Source organism: Rhizobium sp. SVR5-2C (assembly GCF_056755115.1).
On sequence record NZ_JBNDHT010000630.1, the window covers coordinates 1 to 233 of the forward strand.

Annotated in this window: 1 protein-coding gene; it reads right to left on the reverse strand. The window is 58.8% G+C overall.

Annotation, left to right across the window (positions count from 1 at the left end; translation table 11 throughout):
- On the reverse strand, positions 1–233 hold a 233-nt coding region (locus ACPYOI_RS37175; protein ID WP_481424319.1), incomplete at both ends, for a hypothetical protein.

The window sequence follows — 233 nt, forward strand, 5'->3', positions numbered from 1 at the left end:
TCTCGACCCAGTTCAGGCAATCGAAAACGCGGAAAAAGTCGATACCGCCCTTGGCCGCCTGACGGACGAAATATTTGATGACATTGTCGGGATAGTTCTTGTAGCCGACGCCGTTGGCGCCGCGCAGCAACATCTGCAGAAGCAGAGTGGGGGCGCCCTCGCGGATCAGCACCAGTCGCTCACACAGATCTTCGGTTAGGAAGCGCCTGGAGACGTCGAAGGTCGCTTCGCCC